The organism is Pseudomonas sp. 15A4, from assembly GCF_016925575.1.
Classification (GTDB): domain Bacteria; phylum Pseudomonadota; class Gammaproteobacteria; order Pseudomonadales; family Pseudomonadaceae; genus Aquipseudomonas.
Map to the genome: position 1 here is coordinate 3,426,905 of NZ_CP068986.1, position 17,357 is coordinate 3,444,261.

14 protein-coding genes and 2 pseudogenes are annotated in these 17,357 nt (G+C 63.2%); 11 read left to right on the forward strand and 5 right to left on the reverse strand.

The features are described from left to right. Nucleotides 1-12: 12 nt before the first annotated feature. Together JN403_RS15280 and JN403_RS15285 are read left to right on the forward strand one after the other, a co-directional pair. Nucleotides 13-2,670 carry a sensor histidine kinase KdpD gene (locus JN403_RS15280; RefSeq protein WP_205483043.1) on the forward strand — a complete coding sequence of 886 codons (2,658 nt, stop codon included), beginning with the start codon at nucleotides 13-15 and terminating at the stop codon, nucleotides 2,668-2,670. Between the two features lie 63 nt (nucleotides 2,671-2,733). Beyond that, nucleotides 2,734-3,423: a response regulator gene (locus JN403_RS15285; RefSeq protein ID WP_205483044.1), complete on the forward strand. Its 690-nt coding sequence runs from the start codon at nucleotides 2,734-2,736 to the stop codon at nucleotides 3,421-3,423. 251 nt (nucleotides 3,424-3,674) lie between these two features. Here JN403_RS15285 and JN403_RS15290 read toward each other — a convergent pair whose 3' ends face one another. Then, a complete protein-coding gene (locus tag JN403_RS15290) occupies nucleotides 3,675-4,736 on the reverse strand; it encodes a patatin-like phospholipase family protein (RefSeq protein WP_205483045.1) in 1,062 nt (353 codons plus the stop codon). A gap of 160 nt (nucleotides 4,737-4,896) precedes the next feature. Between JN403_RS15290 and JN403_RS15295 the strand changes: the two genes are divergently transcribed. From JN403_RS15295 to JN403_RS15320, 6 genes and pseudogenes are all read left to right on the forward strand, one after another. Beyond that, nucleotides 4,897-5,175, forward strand: a complete 279-nt coding sequence (locus JN403_RS15295) for a hypothetical protein (protein ID WP_062381160.1) — start codon at nucleotides 4,897-4,899, stop codon at nucleotides 5,173-5,175. A gap of 263 nt (nucleotides 5,176-5,438) precedes the next feature. Further along, nucleotides 5,439-6,355, forward strand: a pseudogene (locus JN403_RS15300) (MoxR family ATPase). Beyond that, a pseudogene (locus JN403_RS15305) lies at nucleotides 6,325-7,307 on the forward strand (DUF58 domain-containing protein). Before JN403_RS15300 ends, JN403_RS15305 begins: the two co-directional pseudogenes overlap by 31 nt. Nucleotides 7,308-7,320: 13 nt before the next feature. After that, nucleotides 7,321-9,321 carry a DUF3488 and DUF4129 domain-containing transglutaminase family protein gene (locus tag JN403_RS15310; RefSeq protein WP_205483047.1) on the forward strand — a complete coding sequence of 667 codons (2,001 nt, stop codon included), beginning with the start codon at nucleotides 7,321-7,323 and terminating at the stop codon, nucleotides 9,319-9,321. Between the two features lie 45 nt (nucleotides 9,322-9,366). Beyond that, on the forward strand, nucleotides 9,367-10,137 hold the full coding sequence (locus JN403_RS15315; RefSeq protein WP_205487379.1) for a CHAD domain-containing protein: 771 nt from the start codon (nucleotides 9,367-9,369) through the stop codon (nucleotides 10,135-10,137). A gap of 135 nt (nucleotides 10,138-10,272) precedes the next feature. Next, a complete protein-coding gene (locus JN403_RS15320; protein WP_205483048.1) occupies nucleotides 10,273-11,067 on the forward strand; it encodes a thioesterase family protein in 795 nt (264 codons plus the stop codon). Nucleotides 11,068-11,130: 63 nt separating this feature from the next. Here JN403_RS15320 and JN403_RS15325 read toward each other — a convergent pair whose 3' ends face one another. Both JN403_RS15325 and JN403_RS15330 read right to left on the reverse strand, forming a co-directional pair. Then, nucleotides 11,131-11,352 (reverse strand): hypothetical protein, encoded by a 222-nt coding sequence (locus tag JN403_RS15325; RefSeq protein WP_205483049.1) that lies wholly within the window; start codon nucleotides 11,350-11,352, stop codon nucleotides 11,131-11,133. 201 nt (nucleotides 11,353-11,553) lie between these two features. Beyond that, nucleotides 11,554-12,378 carry a TatD family hydrolase gene (locus JN403_RS15330; protein WP_205483050.1) on the reverse strand — a complete coding sequence of 275 codons (825 nt, stop codon included), beginning with the start codon at nucleotides 12,376-12,378 and terminating at the stop codon, nucleotides 11,554-11,556. Between the two features lie 196 nt (nucleotides 12,379-12,574). Between JN403_RS15330 and JN403_RS15335 the strand changes: the two genes are divergently transcribed. From JN403_RS15335 to JN403_RS15345, 3 genes are all read left to right on the forward strand, one after another. After that, on the forward strand, nucleotides 12,575-13,978 hold the full coding sequence (locus tag JN403_RS15335; protein ID WP_122538476.1) for a transglycosylase SLT domain-containing protein: 1,404 nt from the start codon (nucleotides 12,575-12,577) through the stop codon (nucleotides 13,976-13,978). Between the two features lie 104 nt (nucleotides 13,979-14,082). Next, a complete protein-coding gene (locus tag JN403_RS15340) occupies nucleotides 14,083-14,520 on the forward strand; it encodes a DoxX family protein (RefSeq protein ID WP_122538478.1) in 438 nt (145 codons plus the stop codon). A gap of 282 nt (nucleotides 14,521-14,802) precedes the next feature. Beyond that, nucleotides 14,803-15,120: a class I SAM-dependent methyltransferase gene (locus tag JN403_RS15345; protein ID WP_122538480.1), complete on the forward strand. Its 318-nt coding sequence runs from the start codon at nucleotides 14,803-14,805 to the stop codon at nucleotides 15,118-15,120. Here JN403_RS15345 and JN403_RS15350 read toward each other — a convergent pair. Continuing rightward, nucleotides 15,107-16,045, reverse strand: a complete 939-nt coding sequence (locus tag JN403_RS15350; protein WP_205483051.1) for a hypothetical protein — start codon at nucleotides 16,043-16,045, stop codon at nucleotides 15,107-15,109. The genes JN403_RS15345 and JN403_RS15350 overlap by 14 nt on opposite strands. A 226-nt stretch (nucleotides 16,046-16,271) precedes the next feature. Further along, nucleotides 16,272-17,288: a zinc-dependent alcohol dehydrogenase family protein gene (locus tag JN403_RS15355; RefSeq protein ID WP_205483052.1), complete on the reverse strand. Its 1,017-nt coding sequence runs from the start codon at nucleotides 17,286-17,288 to the stop codon at nucleotides 16,272-16,274. Nucleotides 17,289-17,357 lie beyond the last annotated feature (69 nt).

Genomic DNA, 17,357 nt, shown 5'->3' on the forward strand with positions numbered 1-17,357 from the left:
GGACAACTTTTCGTGAATTCAACCACCCGCGCCGACGCTTTGCTGGTCAATCTTCCTCGGGACGATCGCGGGCGGCTGAAGGTGTTTCTCGGCGCTGCACCCGGCGTCGGCAAGACCTACGCCATGCTCCAGGCCGCCCACACCCAGATGCGCCAGGGCGTTTCGCTGCTGGCCGGGGTCGTCGAAACCCACGGCCGCGCGGAAACCGAGGCGCTGCTGGGCGGTTTGCCGCAGCAACCCATGGTTCGCTCCGAATACCGCGGGGTCATGCTCGAAGAGATGGACCTCGACGGTATTCTTGCGGCGAAACCCAAACTGGTGCTGGTCGACGAACTGGCCCATTCCAACGCCCCTGGCAGCCGTCACGCCAAACGCTGGCAGGACATTCAGGAACTGCTCTCGGCGGGGATCGACGTCTACACCACGGTCAACGTCCAGCACCTAGAAAGCCTCAACGATCAGGTGCGCGGCATCACTGGCGTACAAGTGCGCGAGACCCTGCCGGACTGGGTGTTGCAGGAAGCCTACGAACTGGTGCTGATTGACCTGCCACCCCGGGAGCTGCTGGAGCGGCTGCGCGACGGCAAGGTCTACGTGCCTGAGCAGGCGCGCGCGGCCATTGATGCGTTCTTCACCCAGACCAACCTCACCGCGCTACGGGAAATGGCGATGCAGACCGCCGCCGCCCAGGTGGATAACGATCTGGCCCTGGGTTATCGGCAGTTGGGCCAGGCTGCGCCGGCGGTGCGGGGTCGTCTGCTGGTCGGCATCGACGGCGACGCTCAGGCCGAACGTCTGGTGCGCCACGCCAGCCGCGTCGCCCAGCGTCGGCATCTGCCGTGGAGTCTGGTGCATGTCGACAGCGGGCGCTTTTTGGATGAACTGGCGCGCAGTCGTTTGCAGAATGCCCAGCAGCTCGCCGAACGCCTCGGCGGGGAAGTGGTGGTATTGCGCGCGCCGGAAGTGGCGAAGACGCTGATTCAGCACGCCACCGAGCGCCGCGCGAGTCTGGTGCTGGTGGGGCAGTCGCAGCCATCCCTGCGACGGCGGGTGTTGGGCGGCGGCCTGGCGTCGCGTTTGCTGCGCAATGCCCATGGCCTGGAAATCAACGTCCTCGACAGCGAGTCGCGCCCCGATCAGGCGCAATCCACCTCGCCGCGCAATCTGGTCTGGTTCGATTACGCCCTGGCGCTGTTTGCCACCCTTGGCGCCAGCGCGCTGGCCTGGGCGGTGTCCAGCTGGTTGGCGCTGCCGAACATTTCCCTCGTCTTTCTCGCCGCCGTTTTGCTGGTGGCCGTGCGCAGCAGCGTCGGCCCGGCGATGGTCTGCTCGGTGCTGTCATTCCTGGCCTATGACTTTTTGTTCATTCCGCCGAATTTTTCTTTGAGCATCCAGCGCGAAGAAGACGTGCTGACGCTGTTGTTCTTTCTGCTGATGGCGGCACTGACCGGCAATCTCGCCGCCCGCCAGCGGCGCCAGTTGCAAGCACTGCGCGACACCCAGGAGGAGACCAGCGAACTGCTCGATCTGTCCCGCCGCCTGACCGCCGCTACCGATCGCCAGGCGGTGCTCAGTGCAGCCGATCATCACTTGGCCGGCTGGAGCGAATTGCAGCTGTGCGTGCTGGACAACGACCGCGAGCAGGGCTGGAAGGTGGAGGTGGGCGGGCCGCTGGAGTTCTCCGAATTCGAGCGCGCGGCGGCGGACTGGGCCTGGCAGCACGGGCAACCGGCGGGCAGGGGCACCGGCACACTGCCGTCGGGGAGTTGGTGGTGGCTGCCGTTGCGGGTGGACGATGCGCCGCTGGCGTTGGTGGGGATTCGTGCGAAACAGGGCCAGACTTTCACCCCTCAGCGGCGACGTCTGCTCACGGCGCTGAGTCAGCCATTGGGTCAGGCCCTGGCGCGGGCCCGTCTTGCCGAAGACCTGGAAGCCGCGCGCTTGCATGGCGAGACCGAACAACTGCGCAGCGCCTTGCTGGCCTCGGTGTCCCACGATTTGCGCACGCCGCTGACGGCAATGCGCGGCAGCATCGACAGCCTGTTGGCGCTGGGCGAGGCGATTCCGCTGGAAGACCGTCGCGAGTTGCTCGAAGGCACCCGCGACGAGGCCGAGCGTCTGGATCGCTACATTCAGAATCTGCTGGACATGACGCGCCTCGGTCACGGTGCGCTGAAACTGGCACGGGACTGGGTCTCGCCGGGTGACATCGTCGGCAGCGCGCTCAATCGCCTCCGCGCGGTGCTCGCGCCGCTGCAAGTCATGACCGAGTTGCCGGCGCAATTGCCATTGCTGTATGTCCACGCCGCGCTGATCGAGCAGGCGCTGATCAACGTGATCGAAAACGCCGCGCGCTTTTCGCCGGTCCATGGCCGGCTGCAGATGGCGGTCAGTGCGCAAAACGAAGAGATCGTCTTCGCCGTCAGCGATGAGGGGCCGGGAATACCCGAGGGTGAGCGGGCGAAGATTTTCGACATGTTCTACACCGCCGCGCGGGGTGACCGAGGCGGGCAGGGCACGGGGCTGGGTCTGGCGATCTGCCAGGGCATGGTCGGCGCCCATGGCGGGCGGATCAGCGTGGGCGATGGCATCGACGGTCGCGGCACCTGCATCAGCCTGCACCTGCCGCTGCAGGCACAGCCCGAAGCGGAAATGGACCAGGCGGTCTGAACCGGCTTTGCGCTACGCTGACGGGCGTTTGTAACCGACCTTTTCTTTTATGACAGGACACCCATGAGCCAGACGGCGACCATTCTGGTGATCGATGACGAGCCGCAGATTCGCAAATTCCTGCGCATCAGCCTCGCGTCACAAGGCTACAATGTGCTGGAGGCCGGCACCGGCAACGACGGCCTGACCCAGGCCGCATTGAATAAACCCGACTTGCTGGTGCTCGACCTGGGCCTGCCGGACATGGACGGACAGGACGTGCTCAGCCAGTTTCGCGAGTGGTCGACGGTGCCGGTGTTGGTGCTGTCGGTGCGTGCCAGCGAGGGTGAGAAAGTCCGCGCGCTGGACGCCGGCGCCAACGATTACGTGACCAAGCCGTTCGGCATTCAGGAGTTTCTGGCGCGGATTCGTTCGCTGTTGCGCCAGGCGCCGGAGAGCGGTCAGGTGGAGTCGGCGGTGGTCATTGGCCCGTTGAACATCGATCTGGCCTACCGCCGGGTGTCGCTGGGCGATGCCGAAGTCGCCCTGACCCGCAAGGAATACGCAGTGCTGGCGCAACTGGCGCGGCATCCCGGCCGGGTCATCACTCAGCAGCAACTGCTCAAGGACATCTGGGGCCCGACCCACGTCGAAGACACCCATTACCTGCGCATCGTGGTAGGGCACCTGCGCCAGAAACTCGGCGACGACCCCGCCGCGCCGCAGTACATCGTCACCGAGGCGGGGGTCGGGTATCGGTTGGTGAATGGGTGATGGATGAGCGCAGTGACGGCGCTTACACGACGGCCTCGGCAGCGCCTGTAGGACTGGCGTTGACCTCGACTGTGGGACCGGCTTTAGCCGGGAAGGCGTTTGTGGTCACATCGCATAATTGATGGTAATCATACGGGCCTCTTCCCGGCTAAAGCCGGTCCCACTAATCGATCGCATGCATCCAGTGGGTCTGGCTGGAACGCCGACTTGTAGGACCGGCTTTAGCCGGGAAGGCGTCGGATGTCACCCCTTTAGTGCTCCTGCTCATACCGATCCAGCGTTTCCCTGGCGATCTGCCGCCCAAGCGCGATCAGCTCCGGCGCTTTGTAGAATTCGAAGAATCGGCATACGCGTTTCGGCACGTTGATCAGGATATCCGGCGGGTAGCCGGCGATTTTGTATTGCGCGAGAGACGTCTGCATCACCTCGAAGCTCTGGTTGATCAGGTCCAGCAGCGAAGCCGGGCCGACGTTGTCGATGATGATTGAGCCGCTGGCCGATCTCGGCGCCCCGGCCTGGGTGGGCGCAGCGGAAGGTTGCTGGCCCTGGGGGTCGGCGGATTCGATGTCGGCCATCAACCACGGATTGCCCGGCAGCACGGCGCCGCTGGGTTTCAGGCTTTCCTGCGCCAGACGCACGCCATCCTCGCCGGCCAGGTCCAGCTTGCGGCGGAACGGCAGGTGCGAGCCGATGGAATTCATCAGCCCGTCAAAACGCTTCTTCACTGCCGGCGGACGCTCGATCACCGGCAAGGTGTAATGCTTCTGGGTGGTGGAGTTGAGGTTGACCGCCACGATCAGGTCGCAATGGCTCGACACCACCGGCACGATCGGCAACGGGTTCAGCAGGCCGCCATCGACCAGCGTGCGATTGCCCTGGACCACCGGGGTGAACAGGCTGGGGATCGCCGCCGAGGCGCGCATTGCCGAATGCAGGTTGCCTTCCTGAAACCAGATCTCCTGCTGGTTGGTCAGGTCCGTGGCCACGGCGGTATAGGGGATCGGCAAGTCCTCGATGTTGATCTCGCCGACGATGTCGCGAATCTTGCCGAACACCTTCTCACCGCGAATCGCCCCCAGCCGAAAGCTCACGTCCACCAGCCGCAGCACGTCCAGGTAATCCAGGCTTTCGATCCACGCCTTGTACTCGGGCAGCTTGCCCGCCGCGTAGATCCCGCCGATCACTGCGCCCATGGAACAGCCGGCAATGCACGCAATGTCGTAGCCGCGATGTTCGAGCTCTTCGATGACGCCGATGTGCGCATAACCCCTGGCGCCTCCGGAGCCCAGAACCAGCGCGATGCGTTTATTCATGTGCGGTTTCCCATTGTCAGCGTTCAGTCAGCCGGTTCGTCACACACCAGCGTAACGCCAACGGCCCGAAACAGGTATTGTGCATCGCCCCGGCGTGGCACTTTTGCATCGCCGCACCGTCAAAGCCGCATCAATGATTTCCTTAGTTGAGGTAACACCCATGAAAGCCTGGATCTGCCTGCCCCTGTTGGCGTTGGTTCTCACCGGTTGCGCCGGCAAAACGGCCTATCGCGACAGCTGCGCCACCAACCTTGACGCGGCCTGGCACGAGCTCGATCTGGCCAAGGCCGAAGGTTTCGCCGGCACGGTCAGCTACTCCAAGGCCCTGTCGCTGCTGACCGGCGCCAAGACCCAGCAGCAGTTCGAAGCGTTCGAGGGTTGCTCCGAGAAAGCCGAGAAAGCCCGTTTCTACATCCGCGAATCACGCGCCGGTCGCTGAAATCGTTCCAAAGTCCGCAGCCATCAAGCGGTCTCCCGGTAGGAGTGAGCTTGCTCGCGAAGCATGCTGTCAGGCGCGATCAAGCTGACCGGGATAACGCCGATCGCGAGCAAGCTCACTCCTACCGTCCTGTTTCGCTCCACCCTGATGAATCCCTCCATCCCACTCTGGCGAAAACGCCTACGCTGACCTTACAGTGGCGGCACGTCTGGCATCGTCTGCAGTCCTATTAGCCATGAGCAGTCGCCTGGGGAGGCCTTCCGATGGGCAGAAAACTGGATGCGTGTCTCAACGCAATCAATGAAGTGGTGCTGGGCAGGAGCCACAGGTCAGGCTGGCGCTGACCTGTCTACTGGGCGGCGGGCATCTGTTGATCGAAGACTTGCCCGGCATGGGCAAAACCACCCTCAGCCATACCCTCGCGCGGGTCTTGGGCCTGAGCTTTCAGCGCATTCAATTCACCTCCGATCTGCTGCCGGGCGACATCCTCGGCACGTCCGTTTTTGATCGCGACACCGGGCAATTCACCTTTCACCCCGGACCGATCTTCGCCGAGCTGGTGCTGGCCGACGAAATCAACCGCGCTACGCCCAAGAGCCAGAGCGCGCTGCTCGAAGCCATGGAGGAGGGCCAGGTCACCATCGAGGGCGCCACCCGTTTGCTGCCCGATCCGTTTTTCGTCATCGCCACCCAAAACCCCTTCAGCCAGGGCGGCACCTTCGCCTTGCCGGAATCGCAACTGGACCGTTTCCTTATGCGCCTGTCCCTGGGTTATCCCGCGCGCTCGGCGGAGAAAGCCCTGCTGCTGGGGGAATCCCGTCGCGACCTGCTGCCGCGCATCGAGCCGTTGCTGGACCACGCCGAACTGGCCTTGCTTCAGCAGCAGGCGCGGCAGGTGCGGGCCAGTGATGCCTTGGTGGATTACGTGCTGCGGCTGGTCGATGCCACGCGCAGCCAGCCGCAATTCGCCTACGGCCTGTCGCCCCGGGCGAGCCTGGCGATCCTCTCGGCGGCGCGTGCCTGGGCGTTGCTCGCCGGGCGCGATTACGTGATTCCCGAAGACGTGCAGGCGATTCTGCCTGCCGTCATCAGCCACCGCCTGCGCGAGCGCACTGACCCGACCGGGCATGGCGGCGGGGCGCTGGTCCAGTGGCTACTGCGCGAGGTGCCGGTGCTGTGATCGAACGCTTCAAACCGGTCTGGCAGCGCTGGGTGGGACGCCGCATTCCCCGGCGTCGCGGGTCGAACTGGATCACCGCCGAATCTTCATCCTGCCGACCCGGGTCGGCGGCACCTATGCGCTCATTCTGCTTCTGTTGCTGCTGGTCTCGATCAACTACCAGAACAGCCTCGCCTACGGCCTGACCTTTCTCATGCTGTCGGTGGGCGTGCTGGCCATTCTGCACACCTACCGCAACATCAGCGGGCTGATCCTCAGCGGCGGCCACGCGCGTTCGGTGTTCGTCGGCGAACCGGTGCAACTGCGCCTGCGTCTGGAAAGCAGCAGCCATGGCCATCAGGCGATTGCACTGGGCTGGGACAGTGAACAACTGGAGCAGACCGACGTCGAGGCCGAGCGTCTGGTCGAAGTCGGCCTGACCCTGCCGGCGCTCAAACGCGGCTGGATGCGGGCCCCGCGTTTGCGCGTGGAGAGCGTGTTCCCGCTGGGGATTTTTCGTGCCTGGAGCTGGCTGGATCTGGAACAGACCGTGCTGATCTACCCGCAACCGCTGGCCGGCACGATGCCGCTGCTGCAAGGCGTGCAACCCCATGCCGAGGACGACGGCCACGCGACGACGGGGCCGGGCGTCGACGATTATCAGGGCCTGCGCCTGTGGCAACCGGGCGACTCAATGAGGCGCATGCACTGGAAAGCCTGGTCGCGAGGGCAGGGGCTGATGGTCAAGGAGTTCAGCGATCTCAGCGGCCACGACCTGTGTCTGGACTTCATGGCCTTGGGCGGGGATATCGAAGAGCGGCTCTCGCGTCTGTGCTACTGGGTGCTGGAATTGTCCCAGCGCCAGCAACCCTTCGCGCTGCGGCTGCCTGGTTTCATCTCGGCCGTGGACAGCGGCGATGCCCACCGCGAAGCCTGCTTGCGCCAGTTGGCGCTGTACGGGGTGCGGGCATGAAAGGCGCGGCGCGATGACCTCCACAAGCCTCGCCAAACCGATCCCCCGGGTCAGCCTCAACTGGCTGCTGATCGCCCAGGCGCTGGTGATCGTGCCGTTTGCCTTGCACGTGCCGGTGGCGTTGATCGTGCTGTGGCTGGTCTGCTCGTTCTGGCGCATCCAGATCTTCCGCATGCGCGTTAGGATGCCCGGCACCTGGATCAAATCGGGTCTGCTGGTCGGCACCGCCGGGGGCATTTATCTGGCGCGGGGCAGTTTGATCGGCCTGGACGCGGGGGCAGCGCTGCTGATCGCCGCCTTCATTCTGAAGATGCTGGAAATGCAGAACCGCCGCGACGCGCTGGTGCTGATCTTTCTCGGCTTCTTCTGCATCGCGGTCGGTTACCTGTTCGAAGACTCGCTGCTCTGGGGCCTGTTTACCCTGCTGCCGATCACCACCCTGCTGGCCGCGCTGATCGGCCTGCAACAGTCCGGCATCTCCGGCAAGCCCGCGGCTACGTTTTGGCTATCGGCCAAACTGCTGCTGCAGGCGGTGCCGCTGATGCTTCTGCTATTCGTGTTTTTCCCGCGCCTTGAGCCCCTGTGGTCTCTGCCGCAACCGAGCAACAAAGCGCTGACCGGGTTGTCCGACAGCATGGCGCCGGGGGACATCGCCGAGCTGAGCAAATCTGCGGAGCTGGTGTTTCGCGCAAGTTTCGATGGCCCGCTGCCGCCGCGCAATCAGCTGTACTGGCGCGCGCTGACCCTGGAGCAGTTCGACGGCAGACGCTGGTCGCAATCCTCCCGGGCGCAAGTGCCGGACGCACCGCTGTGGCGCCGGGAAGGCGAGCGGGTCGGCTACAGCGTGGTGCTGGAGCCGACCGGCAAGCCGTGGCTGATGACCCTTGATGTGGGCCAGACCGATCTTTCGGGCGTGCGGCAGATGAGCGATTTCCGCTGGCAGCGTCGGCGACCAATCGAGCAATCGATGCTCTACAACGTCGAATCCTGGCCTGACGCCGTGCGCGAGACCGTGCTCAGCGACGGCGCCCGGTTGCAGGCCCTGCAACTGCCGGCCAAGGGCAATCCCCAAGTGCGCGAATGGGCGGCGGACCTGCATCGGCGCCATCCGGGCACCGACGCCGTGGTGGACGCGCTGCTGACATATTTCACCTCGCAGCCGTTTCGTTACACCCTCAAACCTCCCGCGCTGGGGGCCAACAGCATCGATGATTTTCTGTTCGGCAGCCGTGCCGGGTTCTGTGCCCACTACGCCGGCGCCATGACCTTCGCACTCCGGGCGGCAAGCGTGCCGGCGCGGGTGGTTGCCGGTTATCAGGGCGGCGAGCTGAATCCGGATGGAAATTACCTGACCGTGCGCCAGTTCGATGCCCACGCCTGGGTCGAATACTGGCAACCGAACGTGGGTTGGCGCAGTGTCGACCCGACTGCCGCGGTGGCACCCGCGCGTGTCGAGCAAGGGCTTGAACAGGCCCTCGCCGCTGACGAGGACTTCCTTGGCGATTCGCCAATGTCCCCGCTGCGCTATCGGCATCTGGCCTGGGTCAATTCGATCCGCATGAGCTGGGACACCCTCAATTACGGTTGGCAGCGCTGGGTGCTGGGCTATCAGGGGCAGCAGCAACTGCAAGTGCTCGGCCGCTGGTTTTCAGGGTTTCAGGCGCCAGTATTTGCTGGCGGCGCAGCGATGATTCTCGGCCTGCTGGCGCTGTGGCTGTTCAAGCCGTGGCGGCGCGAAAGTGATTCGCAGCTGCGCCTGTTCAACCATTTCGAACGTCTGCTGGCCCGGCAGGGTCTTAAACGTCAGCCGGGTGAAGGCGCTCAGGCGTTCGCGCAACGTGCTGCCGAGCAGCTTCCGGAGCACGCCGGGGCGATCAGGGATTTTGCCCACGAGTTTGAGGCCCAGCGCTACGCCGGCGCAGACGGCTCCGTTGGCGCTCTGCGCCAGCGCCTGAAATCCCTGCGCCGCAGCCTGCCGTGGCGTTTGTCCGCTGTGAAGGGCAAGCGGCCGTAAATCATCAGACATTCATCTTCAACCAAGGAGTGCTTCATGTCAGCGATGGTCGATCACCTGGTCGCCGAGATTATCGGTCTCAACATCAAACTGCTTGCCTGCCACGCGCGGCTGGAAGTCTCCACCGACAGCGAGGCGTTGCACGATCTGCGCACCAACGTCCGCCGCCTGCGCAGCGTGTTGCGTCCACTGCGTGGACTGCCGGGGCTGGATCAGGTGGAAGCCGCGGCGAAGGACGTCGGTGCGCTGACCACGCCTTTGCGCGACATGCAGGTGCTGGCCGCATTCCTTGATGAGCAGGGTCTGCCCGAGGCGGCGGCCAAACGCGATCAGTACCTGAACACTGCGTGCCCGGAAGTGGCCGGTTCTGCAGAACTGAATCGGCTGTTTGGCGTGCTCGATCAATTGCCGGCGCTGTTGCGCACCCAGGAGCGCCATGGCTTGCTCGATACGCTGGAGCGACGCATTGAAAAGCGTCTGGACAAACAGTGGAAGCAACTGCGCGAAGCCATGGGCGACCCTGCCCACGACCGCCATCGTCTGCGCCTGTTGATCAAGCGCGTGCGCTATGCCGGTGAGGCCTACCCGGAACTGAGCCATCAGCCGAAAGACATGCAACGCCGTCTCAAAGCGGCCCAGGGCGCCCTGGGCGATTGGCATGATCATCTGCAATGGCTGGAACAGGCCCGGCATCAGGCGGATCTCGCGCCTTGCGTAGCAGGTTGGGAATTGGGCATTCATCGTGCCGAACAAAAGTCCGACAAAGTACTGGAGCGCTTGTACAAGGCCTGCTTTGGTAAACATTCTCCGCGCTGAGTCCGGCTGGCCCGCAGGGTTGTCGAGCCCGGCGGTTTTAAACCGTCTGGTCCGCAGGATTGGCGGTTATAAACCCTGTCCTGCGGCGGCTCACTCGCTACCATTCGCCCATCCCGCCGCCACCCTGGAATGCGCATGAAATTTTCCGAGCTGCTCGACGCTGTCCGCACCCATCCCGAATCCGTCAGCATCCCCGCCTCATGGGCACAGGGGCGAGCCTGCTTCGGCGGGCTGATGGCGGCGCTGATGTATGAAGCGATGCGCGCGAAGGTCTCGACCGAGCGGCCGGTTCGGTCGCTGGCGATCTGTTTCGTTGCGCCGCCGGCCATCGACACACCTATTTCGTTTGAGGTGGAAGTCCTGCGCGAAGGCAAAGCGGTCAGTCAGATCTTGGGCCGGGCGATCCAGAACGGTGAGGTCATGACCCTGATTCAGGGCAGCTTCGGCGCGCCCCGCGAGTCGATGATTTCGGTTCACGCCGAGCCGGCCCCGGTCTTCAAACCGGCGGACGAGATCCAGCCGTTCCCGTTCGTGTCCGGCGTGATGCCGGAATACCTGCGGTTTATTGATCTGCGCTGGGCGCTGGGCGGCCTGCCGTTTTCCAACACACCGTCACCGGCGATTGGTGGCTATGCACGCTTGCGTGACGTGGAAGAGGAGCCCTTGACCGAAGCGCATCTGCTGGCGCTGGTCGACACCTGGCCACCTGCCGTGCTGCCCCATCTGAACAAGCCGGCGCCGGGAAGCTCATTGACTTGGACGATCGAGTTTGTGCAGCCGTTGCCCGCGATGACCACCCATGACTGGACGCAGTACCGAGCGGTGATCGAGCATGCCCGCGATGGCTACGGTCATACCGCAGCGGCGCTGTGGACGCCGAAAGGGGAATTGGTGGCGATCAGTCGCCAGACGGTAACGGTCTTTGGCTGATCGAAGGCGAGGGTGCTCACACAGCCCACGTGACGGATACAGAGACCGCAAAAGCCTGAGGCCTTATTGGCCTCGGGCTTTTATGGCTTGGGCAGCGACCAGGCCCAGCACGCCGATGGCGGCGGAGGTCAGGCTGCCGTTGAACGCGCCGTCCAGCAGCAAAAGGCCGGAGACGATGGACAGCGGGAACGCCAGTGACGACAGCACCGCACTGGATGGCAGGCCTTCTGTGCGGGTTGAGTGAAAGAATTCGCCGATGTGAAGATCCGTGATGAACTTGGGCATGACGCTTACCTCGGTGAAACGTAAACAAGAAGTGTTTTCGATAGAGGTGAGAATAGGCCTGGAGGTTCACTTCGGCGAATCGAGGATTGCTATCAGCTCGATAGGCAGCATTTCAGCCGCTGAAGTTTTGACGGATGAGCCGACGCATTCGCAAGCAAGCTCGCTCCCACGATGTCGGGGCGTTCTTGCCTGGTCGCGCGTTCAGGATGTTTGAACGAGGGCCGCAACCACCGGCAACGAAAAGAAACCCCGAGCGCAATCGGTGGTGTGGGCCGCGACGTCGTCCGGGCTTTCACCTCGGTGCAGCGCCACTTCGCGCAGGACCTCGGGCAGGTAGGCCGGCTCGTTGCGACCGTTTTTCGGTTTGGGGCGCAAGGTGCGCGGCAGCAGGTAGGGCGCGTCGCTCTCCAGCATCAACCGGCCGCGGGGAATCTCGCGGACCAGCGGGTGCAGGTGCGTGCCCCGGCGTTCGTCGCAGATCCACCCGGTGATGCCGATGTGCAGATCAAGGTCCAGGTAGTTGAACAGCGCACGTTTCTCCCCGGTGAAGCAGTGAATCACCGCCGCCGGGAGCTGATCACGAAAATCCCGCAAAATCGCGAGCAGGCGCTCGTCGGCGTCTCGCTCATGGAGAAACACGGGCAGCTGCAGCTCGACGGCCAGCGCCAGGTGCGCTTCAAGGACTTTTTCCTGCTGCGGGCGAGGGGAGAAGTCGCGATTGAAATCCAGCCCGCATTCACCCACGGCGCAAACGGTTTTTTCACGCAACAGCGCCCTGAGCTGGCTCTCGGTTTCGTTCGTCCAGGCACTTGCCGAATGGGGATGAATGCCGGCGGTGCTGAACAACCGCTCTGCGCTTTCGTCGAGCCTGCGGGATAAGGCCAGGGCCTGTTCGCTGCCTTCGACATCGGTGCCGGTGAGAATCAACTGGCCGACGCCGGCGGCGTACGCGCGTTCCACCACCTCGCGTTCGCGGCCGGCGAAGCTGGGGTTGGTCAAGTTGACGCCAATGTCTATTAGTTGCATGGTGCTACCTCAGGCCAGAGGCCGAGAAGAATACCAGAGCGATTGAAGCGATAAAAAACAAGCAGGCTCAACTGCTTGGATTACCCAATCCTGTGACCCCGCTTTTGTTGACGCATGCCGCGATCCTGACGGCGAGCCGGTCAGCTGCGGGGCACAGACTTCAAGCCCGTTTTTTCGGCCTTTCATCGGAGCGTCAATGATCCGAGCGTCCCTGTTTTCCCTGATGTGTGTCATGGCCGTGCCCAGCCATGCGTCGCCGCGCCCTGCCGGCCCGCCCGTGGTGATAAAAAAGAATCAGGTGCGCGACCTGCCGGCGATTCGCAGCGGCAAAGTCCTGCGGGTGCTGGTTAATCAAAGCCGCAACAGCTCCGCTGAAGTTCAGGGTGAGCCTATTGGCGTCGAGTGCCGTCGCTTGCAGGCGTTCGAAACCTACCTCAACAGCCACGCCCGCGACGGTCAGAAGATCTCCCTCAAACTCATCCCCAAAGCCAAGGACCAACTGCTGGCCGCGCTGCAGCGGGGCGAAGGTGACATGGTCGCGCCAGGCGAAATGCTCGATGCCAGTGCTGCGCGCTATGTCGACGCCTCTGAACCGGTGGTCGCCCAAGTGCCACTGGTGGTGGTCGGTGTCAAGGGTGAGCGGGGCCTCAGGCATCCCGAACAGCTCTCCGGCCGCACGCTGATGCTGACCAGTGGCAGCGCCGCTGATCAAGCCATCCTGCAATTGAATCAGAAACTGGCCCTGCGCAAGCTGCCGCCGGTGAAGATTGAATGGGTTGATCCGAGCCTGGCCGTGGAGGACGTGCTGGAAATGGTTCAGGCCGGGGTTTACCACTTGACCGTGGTCGAGCAACCCATCGCCGAGCGCTGGGCCAAAGTGATGCCGAAACTGCGCATCGACCGCACGGCCGCCCTGAGCGATCCGGGCGAGATGAACTGGTTCGTGCGCAAGGACGCGATCATGCTGCGCGGCGCTGTTGACCGTTTCCTGCAAACCTACGAACCGCCGCGCAATCAGGACGCGGCCTTCCAGACCGCCTACAAGGACCGCTATCAGATCCACAATCCGCTGGCCCGCGAAGACCGTCAACGCCTGGAAAAGCTGCGCCCCACGCTGCAGCTGCATGCCGACAAACAGAAGATGGACTGGCTCGACCTCGCTGCCGTGGCCTTCAAGGAGTCGGCGCTCAACCCGGTTGCCAAGGGTGGCAGCGGCGCCACCGGCCTGCTGCAGATCACCCCGTCGGCTGCCCAGCGCGTCGGCGTCGACAACATTCACGACCTCGACGGCAACGTGCAGGCGGCGAGCAAGTACATGGCGCTGCTACGGCGCAAGTTTTTCGCCAGCCCGAAAATCAATGAACGCGAGCGAATGGCCTTTACCCTGGCCGCCTACAACCTAGGCCCCGAGCGGGTGCAGGCCATGCGGATGGAAGCGAAGCGACAGGGACTCAACCCGAATCAGTGGTTTTTCCAGGTCGAGCGGGTCGCCATGGAGCAGGGCGGCAAAAATGTCGTGAGTTACGTCAACAGCGTCAACAAGTACTACCTGGCATTTGATCAGGCGCGCAGTTCATTGGAGCGTCCTGCGACCCGCTGATATATCTATCCATTCGATATGTATGGTGGGTATTTTGCAATTTTCATATTTGTAGAACCGATTATCATGGCGCCATTCTCCCCACTCAAACGGAATTAACCGCCATGAATGCTCAACTCAAATCGATCTTCAACACCCACGCCGGTTTCGGCATCACCGGCTTGCGGATTCTCATCGGCATCATCCTCATGGCCCATGGCAGCCAGAAGCTGTTCGGCCTGTTTGGCGGCTATGGCCTGGAAGGCACCGGCCAGTACATGGCGAGCCTGGGCCTGAACCCTGGGTACCTGATGGCGTTAATGTCCGGCAGCGCAGAATTCTTCGGTGGCCTGGCGCTGTTCCTTGGCTTGCTGGCACGGCCTGCAGCCCTCGTGGTGATTGTGATGCTCGTGGTGGCGATTCTATCGGTGCACATCCACAACGGTTTGTTCATGGCCAACAACGGTTATGAGTTCGGCCTGGCGCTGATTGCCGGCGCGGTGGCGGTGCTGTTCGAAGGTGCGGGTCGCCTGTCCCTGGACCGGTTGATCGCCCGCGGCTGATTCTCCCGGTCAAATCCGTAGCCACCACATTCCTGCCAAACAAAAACCCCGGCCTCTCAGGACGCCGGGATTTTTGCGTTCGGTTCAACGGGCGAACGACAGGAGCCGCCGATTGACAATGCCCACGCCGCTTCTCTAGGATGCCGTTCATGCGCCGATTTAAACAGCTACTTGCGGGGCGCCGGGTGACGGTCATTCGTCATCGAAATTCCGCTAAAGCGCTGGTTCGGTGTTGCCTCTCACCGCTGCCCAGCGGATCAATGAGGCAGAGAAAACGACACTATGAGCAGTCATTCCCACCCGCGTCCCCTCGTACGTCTGGCCCCCATCGCCAGCCAGTTCAATCGTCGTAATCCACAAATTCTTCTGGGCGGTGCCCATCAGCCGACGCTGCTGCGTTATCTCGACGGCTGGCCGCGTCGCCAGGGCGGCCCACACGCCTTTCTCATTCAGTTCATCGAAACCGACGACGCCCTTGAGCGCTTCAGCAACGACCAGTTCGACCTGGCGGTGATTCAGGCGCCCGCTGCCGAGCGCGCGGAGGCGGTGATTCACCACCTGATCCGCGTCGCCCGACAGGGTTTGATCACGCGCTGCTGACGGCTCGCCGCTTGGGTTGCAGCGGCTGATCGGGGTTGCGCAGGTTGAAGCGGGCGCGCACACCATTGGCGTGACAGCACTGGGTGACCAGCGTGCTGCGCAGGGTCCAGTCGGTGTTGATGATGTAAAAGTTCTGGATAAAGCTGTTTTCATCCGTTGATGCGAACCATTGATCGATCTTCAGGCTCAAGTCACTGGGCGCGTGCAGCGGCAGTGAATACTTGGCGCATTGAATGGCAGTCAGGCTGAATTCGGGTTTGTTTTCCACCGCCACTTCGTTCACGAAAGCTTTCAAAGTGTTGGTGTTGAACAGGTTCTCTCCCGGCCAGCGCTGCTTGACGCCGTGCCACAGCAATTCGTCGCCCGAACTGTGGTTGTAGGCGATCACGGCGTTTTTGCCCGGATGATCACGCCAGATGTTGTCCAGCGTCAGCCTGCTCAGGCGCCGAGGGACCGCCCTCCGGCCGAGGGTGGTTGTCAGCAGGTTCTGAAACTCCCGGTGGACGATTTCGCTGAAATTCTTGAATCGGTGGAAGTCGAGAATGACTATTTCCCGGGCGGGCGAGCCGTTCTGCTCAAGTTCTTCAAAGAATGCATGGACGCACGCCAGAATGTCTCCGGCGACCGTGCGCCCTGACGAGGTCAGATGAAACAGCTGAAAACGCCGCGGGTCACCCTTTTCATACTTTGAATAAAACGCCACGCGCAAATCCAGCGCGCGCACGCCCTGGCGAAGTTGCTCCAGGGGCGCGACGTCTTGGGCCATCTCCTGGGGGACCGCGAAGTTGGGTGATAGCTTGTCGCTGCCGGCATTGTGGGCGCCGGGCAGGATGAGTTGGTCGATGCGCAACTGGGCAAGTTCGGGGATGTGCGCCATCCAGTCGAGATGGGGCGGACGGGGTGAAGCGGGTGCGTTAGAGGGCATACAGTCATTCCTTGACGTGTCATGAAGCTCCGAGGGCGGAGCGGGGTGAGCGGTCATTCGCTCTCGAGTCCTTTCTGAAGTCTGGCTGCCGCCTCGCGGGCGTCAACTGAACAGTCGCAGCCCGACTGTTGCTTGATGTGAGGGGCGGCTCGAACGCAGGCGTCAAGTCGCCCTGCAGCCGCGCGTCGGACAACGGTGCCCGCCGCAGGGTTGCTCTGCTCGCCGCTCATTTGACTTTGAGCACCACCCGCCCGCGCACCGGGTGTTCGTCGAGGTGGTTGTGCGCCTTGCCGAACTGCTCGAACGGCCAGGTGCGGTGAATGTCCGGCTTGAGTAGGCCCTTGGCGGTCAGCGCGTTGATCGCCTCCAGTGCGCGCTCCAGTGCGGGGCCATTCTGCTCGATGCCCAGCTCCGGCTTGCCGGTGAAGTTTTCCAGGCAATGCACATGGAAGCGCATGTTCTTGCGGAAGGCCTGCTGCGCCGGGAAAGGTGTTTTGTTGCCGCCCCGCAGGCCGTACAGCACCAGACTGCCGCGCGGGGCCAGCACGTCGCCGAGCATCGACATCTGCATCCCGCCCAGGCCGTCGAACACCGCTTCGATGCCGTGGCCGTGGGTCAGGGATTCGATGCGCAGGCAGATGTCGTCTTCGTCGGTGACGATCACTCGATCGGCGCCGTTCGCCATCAGGTATTCCCGGTCTTCCCCATGGGCCGTCGCGGCGATGACCCGCAGGCCCAACGCTTTGCCCAACTGCACGAAGGCAATCCCGGGGCTGTATGTCGCGTCGGTGACGAGCACGGTCTGGCCGGGTTGCACATTGGCCAAGTCGACGAAGGCAAACCAGGCCAGCAGCATCGGGGTGTAGTGAACGCTGGCATCCACCGGCGTCAGTGCGTCCGGGTAGCGGGTCAGCGCATTGCGCGGAACCATCACGTGGTCGCCACACACCGGATACTGGTTGGCGCTCATGGCTTTGAAGCTCGCCACCTTGTCGCCCACCTTCAAGTCGCTCACGCCAGCGCCCACGGCTTCGACGACGCCGGCCATTTCACTGCCCAGACCCGCTGGCAGGTGCACCGGTGCCAGTGACAGGTTCTGCCGCCACAATACGTCGTCCCAGCTGATGCCGATGGCTTCGGCACGAACCAGCACTTCCTGTGGGCCGGGGGACCGATCAGGCTGCTCCTCGCAACTGAGCACATCGGCTTTGCCGAAGCGATGAAATTTGATGGCGCGTGACATTGTCGACCTCGATGCCTGTCGTTGAGTGTTGCAACGACTGTATCGATGGGGACCACGGGGCACTATTTC

Excerpts from the sequence above, each read along its gene's own strand:
- JN403_RS15285 (WP_205483044.1), top strand. The coding sequence starts at position 2,734 with ATGAGCCAGACGGCGACCATTCTGGTGATCGATGACGAGCCGCAGATT.
- JN403_RS15290 (WP_205483045.1), bottom strand. The coding sequence starts at position 4,736 with ATGAATAAACGCATCGCGCTGGTTCTGGGCTCCGGAGGCGCCAGGGGT.
- JN403_RS15295 (WP_062381160.1), top strand. The coding sequence starts at position 4,897 with ATGAAAGCCTGGATCTGCCTGCCCCTGTTGGCGTTGGTTCTCACCGGT.
- JN403_RS15310 (WP_205483047.1), top strand. The coding sequence starts at position 7,321 with ATGACCTCCACAAGCCTCGCCAAACCGATCCCCCGGGTCAGCCTCAAC.
- JN403_RS15315 (WP_205487379.1), top strand. The coding sequence starts at position 9,367 with ATGGTCGATCACCTGGTCGCCGAGATTATCGGTCTCAACATCAAACTG.
- JN403_RS15320 (WP_205483048.1), top strand. The coding sequence starts at position 10,273 with ATGAAATTTTCCGAGCTGCTCGACGCTGTCCGCACCCATCCCGAATCC.
- JN403_RS15325 (WP_205483049.1), bottom strand. The coding sequence starts at position 11,352 with ATGCCCAAGTTCATCACGGATCTTCACATCGGCGAATTCTTTCACTCA.
- JN403_RS15330 (WP_205483050.1), bottom strand. The coding sequence starts at position 12,378 with ATGCAACTAATAGACATTGGCGTCAACTTGACCAACCCCAGCTTCGCC.
- JN403_RS15335 (WP_122538476.1), top strand. The coding sequence starts at position 12,575 with ATGATCCGAGCGTCCCTGTTTTCCCTGATGTGTGTCATGGCCGTGCCC.
- JN403_RS15340 (WP_122538478.1), top strand. The coding sequence starts at position 14,083 with ATGAATGCTCAACTCAAATCGATCTTCAACACCCACGCCGGTTTCGGC.
- JN403_RS15345 (WP_122538480.1), top strand. The coding sequence starts at position 14,803 with ATGAGCAGTCATTCCCACCCGCGTCCCCTCGTACGTCTGGCCCCCATC.
- JN403_RS15350 (WP_205483051.1), bottom strand. The coding sequence starts at position 16,045 with ATGCCCTCTAACGCACCCGCTTCACCCCGTCCGCCCCATCTCGACTGG.
- JN403_RS15355 (WP_205483052.1), bottom strand. The coding sequence starts at position 17,288 with ATGTCACGCGCCATCAAATTTCATCGCTTCGGCAAAGCCGATGTGCTC.